Genomic DNA, 6,030 nt, shown 5'->3' with positions numbered 1-6,030 from the left:
ATTGGCGATGCTGCGTGGGCTCGGGGAGCCCACCCTACGAATCATGGCGCCGCTGTAGGGTGGGCACCCAGTGCCACGCGCAGGTCACACCGGTTTCAGGCTCTTGCGCAGCCAGGCAAGCGCCTCATCGCTGACGCCCGACCCCTTGCGCAGCATCGGCCGTTCCTCGGTCGCGCGGCGAAAGCCCGCGACCGCCTGCGGATCGGTGCCGACCATGTCGTGGAACAGCTCCATCCACTGGCGCCCCAGTTCCCGGGAAGCCGGCTGCGTGGCATCCGGATCGAGGCGCATCTGTTCGCGCACCCGGCCGATCAGCGGCGCCCACTCGTGGCCGCGCGAGGCGTAATGCTTGCGCATGCGGGCGATCACCTCGGGCGCCAGGTAGCGCGACCAGATCGCGTATTTCAGCTCGCCGATCACCGCCATCATGTACTGCATGAGGTCTTCCGGTACCTCGGCCGACCCTTTTTCGCGCGTCATCATCAGGTTGACGCGCGCCGCGAGTTCGGCGTCGCCGTTGGTGCCGCGGCCGAAGGTGTCCAGCCAGCGCTGTCCCAAGTCCTGGGCGGCTTGCGCATCCGGCGGCGTCTGCTTGTGCATCAGCGCCTGCGCTTCTTCGACCATGCCCTTGAATTGCGCCTTGATGGCTTCGTCGTGGTACATCGGGAGGCGCGCCAGTTCATCCTGTGTGAAGTATTTTTCGTACATGCTCATCTGCTCCAGTGAGTCCAGCCAGGTGGACAGGTCGGGCTGGCCGCCAGTCGCGAGTTCGGCGTGCAGGCGCTGTAACTGCTCGCGCACCCGCGCCGCCTCGGCGATCCGGCGGTCGATGGCCGCTAGCTGGCGCTCGACCACCGCCAGCGGACTGCCTTCCGGACTGTCCAGGTAAAGGCCGATGTCGGCCAGGCTCATGCCGAACGAACGCAGGGCCTGGATCTGGTGCAGGCGCGCCACGTCGTCGCGGTCGTAGAGCCGGTAGCCGGCATCGGAACGCGCCGAAGGCCGGAGCAGCCCGATGCTGTCGTAATGGTGCAGCGTGCGCACGGTGAGCCGGGCGAGCGCGGCGAGTTCTCCCACTTTCAGCATCGAACTGTCTCCTTTTCTTCAACGTGAACCCAGTCTGGCGCCTCACGTGGCGTGAGAGTTAAGCTTGTTTTGATTTACTGTCATGATATTCTGGCAAGCTTCGCACATTCCTGGAGCGCGCATGCAGACCCTGACCGCTGGCGCCATCCCGCAGCCGGCTTCGTCCCGTCTGTTGCTGGTGGCCGCCGTGCTGTTCTTCTTCTACCAGATGCCCGAAGGCGTCGGAAATCCCTATCTGCTGCTGCTGTTCCCGCTCGCGGCGTGGTGGGGCTCGCGTGTCCTCGGCTTCAGCGGCATGCGCGCCTGGTACCTGGACGCGCGGCCAGGCTGGCTGCGGCTCCTGGCGCTGGGCCTCGGGCTGGCTGTCGTCGCCAAGTTCGCCGCCGTCGCCATCGGTACGCGCGCCGGCGTGTACACCTTCGCGTGGGCGGAGACGCCGCCCGCCAGCGCGCTGGCCTTGCTCGTTTTCTCTACCTTCATCGCGTCCAGCGCCGAGGATATCCTCACGCGCGGTCTCGTGCTGCGCGCTTTCCCGACGCTCGGCAGGCGCTGGGTTTTCATCGTGGTCTCGGCCGCGCTGTACGTGCTGAACCACATCTACCGCTTGCACAAGGGGCCGGTCGAGTGGTTGACGATCTTCTGCTTCGGCCTTGCCTACGCGGCGGCGCTGTACCGTACGCGCACGCTGTGGGCAGCGGTCGGCCTGCACTGGGGCTGGAACCTCGCCAACGGCCTGCTCGACAGCTTCGCCCAGTCAGACCTCGCGCAACCCACGGTGGCGCCGTTCTATTCCTGCGTCGCCCACCTGGTATTGCTGGCCTGCGCCCTGACCTTCATGCGCCCCGCGGCGGGGCATGCCGGAACCGCTTTTCCTCATGCCACAAGGTGACGAACAAGGTCATCACCACCGGCCCGACGAACAGCCCGATCAGGCCGAGCGTTTCGACCCCGCCCAGGATGCCGAGTAACACCGCCAGGAAGGGCAGCTTGGTGGCGTTGCCGATGATGGTCGGGCGGACGAAGTGGTCGGCCACGAACAGCACGATGAAGCCCCAGGCGGCGATGGCGGCGGCAGCCGCCACGTTGCCCTGGTAGACCAGCAGGGCGGCGACGGCGCCGAAGGCCAGCGGCGCGCCGAAGGGGATGATGGCCAGCACGCCGGTGGCGGCTGCCCACAGCATGCTCGATGGCACGCCGGCGAACTGGTAGCCGATGCCCAGCAGGACGCCCTCGGCCAGGCCGACCAGCACCAGGCCGTTGACGGTGGCGCGCACCGCGGTCGGCACCTTCAGCGAATACAGGGTCCAGCGCTGGGCGCCGATCAGGTGCGAACCGATGGCCTCGAGCTGGCCCTGCAGCGCCTTGCCGTCCTTGTAGAAGAAGAACAGGCAGAGGAAGGCGAAGCCGATGTCGATCAGGCGGTGCAGGGTGCCGGTGCCGACCCGTTTGAGCACTTCGCTGGCCGATTGCATGTGGCCCACTGAGCTGTCCTGCAGCAGGTGCGCCAGGCCGTGCGGCTGGCCCAGCGTGGCCTGCCACCAGTTGTAGACGGCTTCGCCGGCCATCGGGATCCGGTGCAGCCATGCAGGAGCCGCCAGGCCCTCGGTGTTGGCGCTGGCGACCAGCTGGGCCAGTGCCGGCGCCTGGCGCGCCGCCTGGGTCAGGCCCAGGACCAGCGGCGTGACGAAGACCAGCGCCGCCACCACCGTGGTCAGGGCCGCGGCCAGGATCTCGCGGTTGCCGAGCATGCGCAGCGCGCGCCGGTAGAGCGGCCAGGTGGCGATGCACAGGATCGCGGCCCACAGCAGCGGCAGCACGAAGCGCTGGGTCACGAACAGGGCGGCCAGGATGATCGCCAGCGAAAAGCCGGCGCTCAGCACGCTGCGTTGGGTCTCGGTCATGGATGCTTTCTCAAGGCGTCGGCACCGGCGAGCGCGGCCCGCCGCGGGTGCGCGACACGCTCCAGTCTACCTGCAGCCCGATCGGCTTGCCGTCCTGCAGGGCCGGGATGTAGCGGCACTGGCCCAGCACCTCGGCCATTGCCCGGTCCCAGGCCGGGTAGCCGCTGGGGGCGGTGACGCGCGCGTTTTCCACCGTGCCGCTCTCATTCACGCGGTAAGCGAAGCCCGCGCTCAAGGCCTTGTCCTGGGCCAGCACTTCGTCCGGGAAGTCCGGCAGGCGGCAGCTGTCCTCGATGCGGCGTGCCTGCAGGGCGCCCGGCGGCAGGTCCGAGCGCTGGTTCGACACCGGTGCCTGGCCGCCCGCCGGCGCCTGGGGCAGCGCGACTTCCTTGCCGTTGGCGCTCAGCTTCCCGTTGCGGAATTCGACGGTCGAGACCAATACGTCGTTCTCGATACGTGCGTAGCCGGCGCCGACCAGCTTGCCGACCACGACGTCGGTCATGGTCTGGCCCAGCTGGGCCACGCTCATGCCGTTCGGCGCCGCCCCCTGTTGCGCCGACTGGCGCGCGGCAACGATGCCGCTGATATCGCGCACCATCGCGACCGGCACGCGGATCTCGAAACGGGCGGCGATCTTTTTCACCAGCGCCGCCACGTTCTTCAGGTCGGCCTCGACCGCGCCCTGCAGGCCGACACGGCCGCGGATGCTGGCCTTGTTGCCGTGGAAGCGCGCGCTGATCTCGTCGATCTCGATGGCCGAGCCGCGCACCAGGGCGCTCTTGCCGAAGGTCTGCAGCATCGGCATCACGGCCGCCAGCTGCTGCTCAGGCGTCATCGCCTTCAACTGTTCGCGCTGGCGCTCGCCGGCGGCCTGCAGTTCCACCATCGCGGCGCGGTCGAGGTTCACGAAGCGCATGTCGAAGCGTACGTCCTCGACCTTTTCGCCGGCGGCGTCGATGCTGGCGATGCGCTGCTGGAGCTGCATGTCGACGGTCTTCGGCCGTTCGATGGTGCGCCAGGACGTGCGCAGATCGTTCACGCTGAAGTCCATGCCGCCATTCGGCGTCTGCGGCGTTGGCGGCGATTCGCCGCGCACGCGGGCAATGCGCAGCTGGCCGTTGCCGAACCAGAGCTTGTCGGGGCTGCGGCGCTGGCGACCGGTCAGGCTGATGCCCTCCGCGCTCAGGCGCATGGCCGGGTCGCTGGCAGCCAGCATGTTCCAGCGTCCGCTGAAGTCGACCGTGGTGCCGCTCTTGTCGGTGTCGAAGTCGAGCAGGGCCTCGTCCCAGTCCACGCGCGAATCGTCCTTGTCCGCATAGTGCAGCGGCTGCAGGCGCATGCGGTACAGCTGGCGTCCGGGTTTGGCCGGGCGCTTTTCGACGGTGAAGGGCTGCTCGTTGCCGAACACGGCGCGCAGCTTGGCGGCGGTCTCCGGGCTATAGCGCATGGCCCCGAGGCGCTCCAGCTGGACGTGGACGGGCAGGGCAGGGCTCTGCGCCGCCTGGATTTCGCGCATGGCGGATTGCATGGCGTCCGCCACCGGACCGGGTGCGGGGCGGGCCGGCGGCGTGGCTTCGGCGGCGGATGCGGAGGTGGCCAGCAGCGTAGTGGTCAGCAGCGTAGCGGCCAGCAGGGAAGAGGACAGGACAGTTTTCACGGGACGGGGGATATCGTTATTATGTTTCCAATTATTAACGACTCCTCTTAAAAAGTCATTAACGATGCTGCGGCGCTGCCAGGGGCCGGCTGGCGGTACAATAATGGATTAGTCAATCTTTCCTTCTTTGAGAGTCGAGAACACCATGGCCGTCAATTCTCCCCTGCCCGTCGCCAGCGAACTGAAACCCGTGAACGGCATCGACATCGGCTTTGCCGAAGCCGGCATCAAGAAGCCGAACCGCAAGGACGTGCTCTTGATGAAACTTGCCGAGGGCGCCACCGTCGCCGGCGTGTTCACCAAGAACCGCTTCTGCGCCGCGCCGGTCCAGGTGAGCAAGGCCAACCTGGAAGCCGTGTCGAACGGCGGCAAGCCGATCCGCGCGCTGGTGGTCAACACCGGCAACGCCAACGCCGCCACCGGCGAGCAGGGCCTGCAAAGCGCCCGCACCACCTGCGAGGAAGTCGCGCGCCTGCTCGGCATCGACGCCCAGCAGGTGCTGCCGTTCTCGACCGGCGTGATCCTGGAACAGCTGCCGGTGCAGAAGATCGTCGCCGCGCTGCCGGCGGCCGTGTCGAACCTGAAGCAGGACAACTGGTTCAATGCGGCGGAAGCCATCATGACCACCGACACCCAGCCGAAAGCGGCCTCGCTGACCACCACCATCGGCGGCCACACCGTCACCATGACCGGCATCAGCAAGGGTGCCGGCATGATCAAGCCGAACATGGCGACCATGCTGGGTTACCTGGCCTTCGATGCGAAAGTCGCGCAGCCGGTGATGAACGAACTGGTGCGCTACGCCGCCGACCGTTCGTTCAACTGCATCACCATCGACGGCGACACCTCGACCAACGACTCCTTCATCCTGGTGGCGACGGGCGCCGGCACGCTGAGCATCGACAGCACCGACAGCCCGGACTACATCGCCCTGCGCGACGCCGTCACCGGCATCTCGACCCACCTGGCCCAGCAGATCATCCGCGACGGCGAAGGCGCGACCAAGTTCATCACCATCTCGGTGGAGCAGGGCCGCGACATGGAAGAGTGCCGCAAGATCGGCTACGCGATCGCCCACTCGCCGCTGGTGAAGACCGCCTTCTTCGCCTCCGACCCGAACCTGGGCCGCATCCTGGCCGCGATCGGCTATGCCGGCATCGACGACCTCGATACCACGAAGCTGGACCTCTACCTGGACGACGTGCTGGTGGCCAAGGCCGGCGGCCGCAATCCGGACTACAAGGAAGAAGACGGCCAGCGCGTGATGAAGAAGGCGGAGATCCTGGTGCGCGTGGAACTGGGCCGCGGCGATGCGAACAGCACCGTCTGGACCTGCGACCTGTCGCACGACTACGTGTCGATCAACGCCGACTATCGCTCGTAAGC

General features: G+C 67.3%; 5 protein-coding genes. 2 read left to right on the top strand and 3 right to left on the bottom strand.

The features are described from left to right. Positions 1-84 precede the first annotated feature (84 nt). Entirely contained in the window at positions 85-1,086 is a 1,002-nt protein-coding gene (locus NX782_RS15160; protein ID WP_258846313.1) for a MerR family transcriptional regulator, read from the bottom strand. 82 nt (positions 1,087-1,168) lie between these two features. Between NX782_RS15160 and NX782_RS15155 the strand changes: the two genes are divergently transcribed. Next, positions 1,169-1,975 (top strand): CPBP family intramembrane glutamic endopeptidase, encoded by an 807-nt coding sequence (locus NX782_RS15155; RefSeq protein ID WP_258846312.1) that lies wholly within the window; start codon positions 1,169-1,171, stop codon positions 1,973-1,975. Here NX782_RS15155 and NX782_RS15150 read toward each other — a convergent pair. Beyond that, entirely contained in the window at positions 1,920-2,987 is a 1,068-nt protein-coding gene (locus NX782_RS15150) for an AI-2E family transporter (RefSeq protein WP_258846311.1), read from the bottom strand. The two genes, NX782_RS15155 and NX782_RS15150, sit on opposite strands and share 56 nt — an antisense overlap. A gap of 10 nt (positions 2,988-2,997) precedes the next feature. After that, a complete protein-coding gene (locus tag NX782_RS15145; protein ID WP_258846310.1) occupies positions 2,998-4,644 on the bottom strand; it encodes a DUF945 family protein in 1,647 nt (548 codons plus the stop codon). A 145-nt stretch (positions 4,645-4,789) separates the two neighbouring features. Between NX782_RS15145 and argJ the strand changes: the two genes are divergently transcribed. Next, positions 4,790-6,028 carry a bifunctional glutamate N-acetyltransferase/amino-acid acetyltransferase ArgJ gene (argJ, locus tag NX782_RS15140; protein ID WP_258846309.1) on the top strand — a complete coding sequence of 413 codons (1,239 nt, stop codon included), beginning with the start codon at positions 4,790-4,792 and terminating at the stop codon, positions 6,026-6,028. Positions 6,029-6,030: the final 2 nt, after the last annotated feature.

The organism is Massilia norwichensis (assembly GCF_024753245.1).
GTDB classification, from domain to species: Bacteria; Pseudomonadota; Gammaproteobacteria; order Burkholderiales; family Burkholderiaceae_D; genus Telluria; species Telluria norwichensis.
This window is presented reverse-complemented; position numbering and strand designations above follow the sequence as displayed.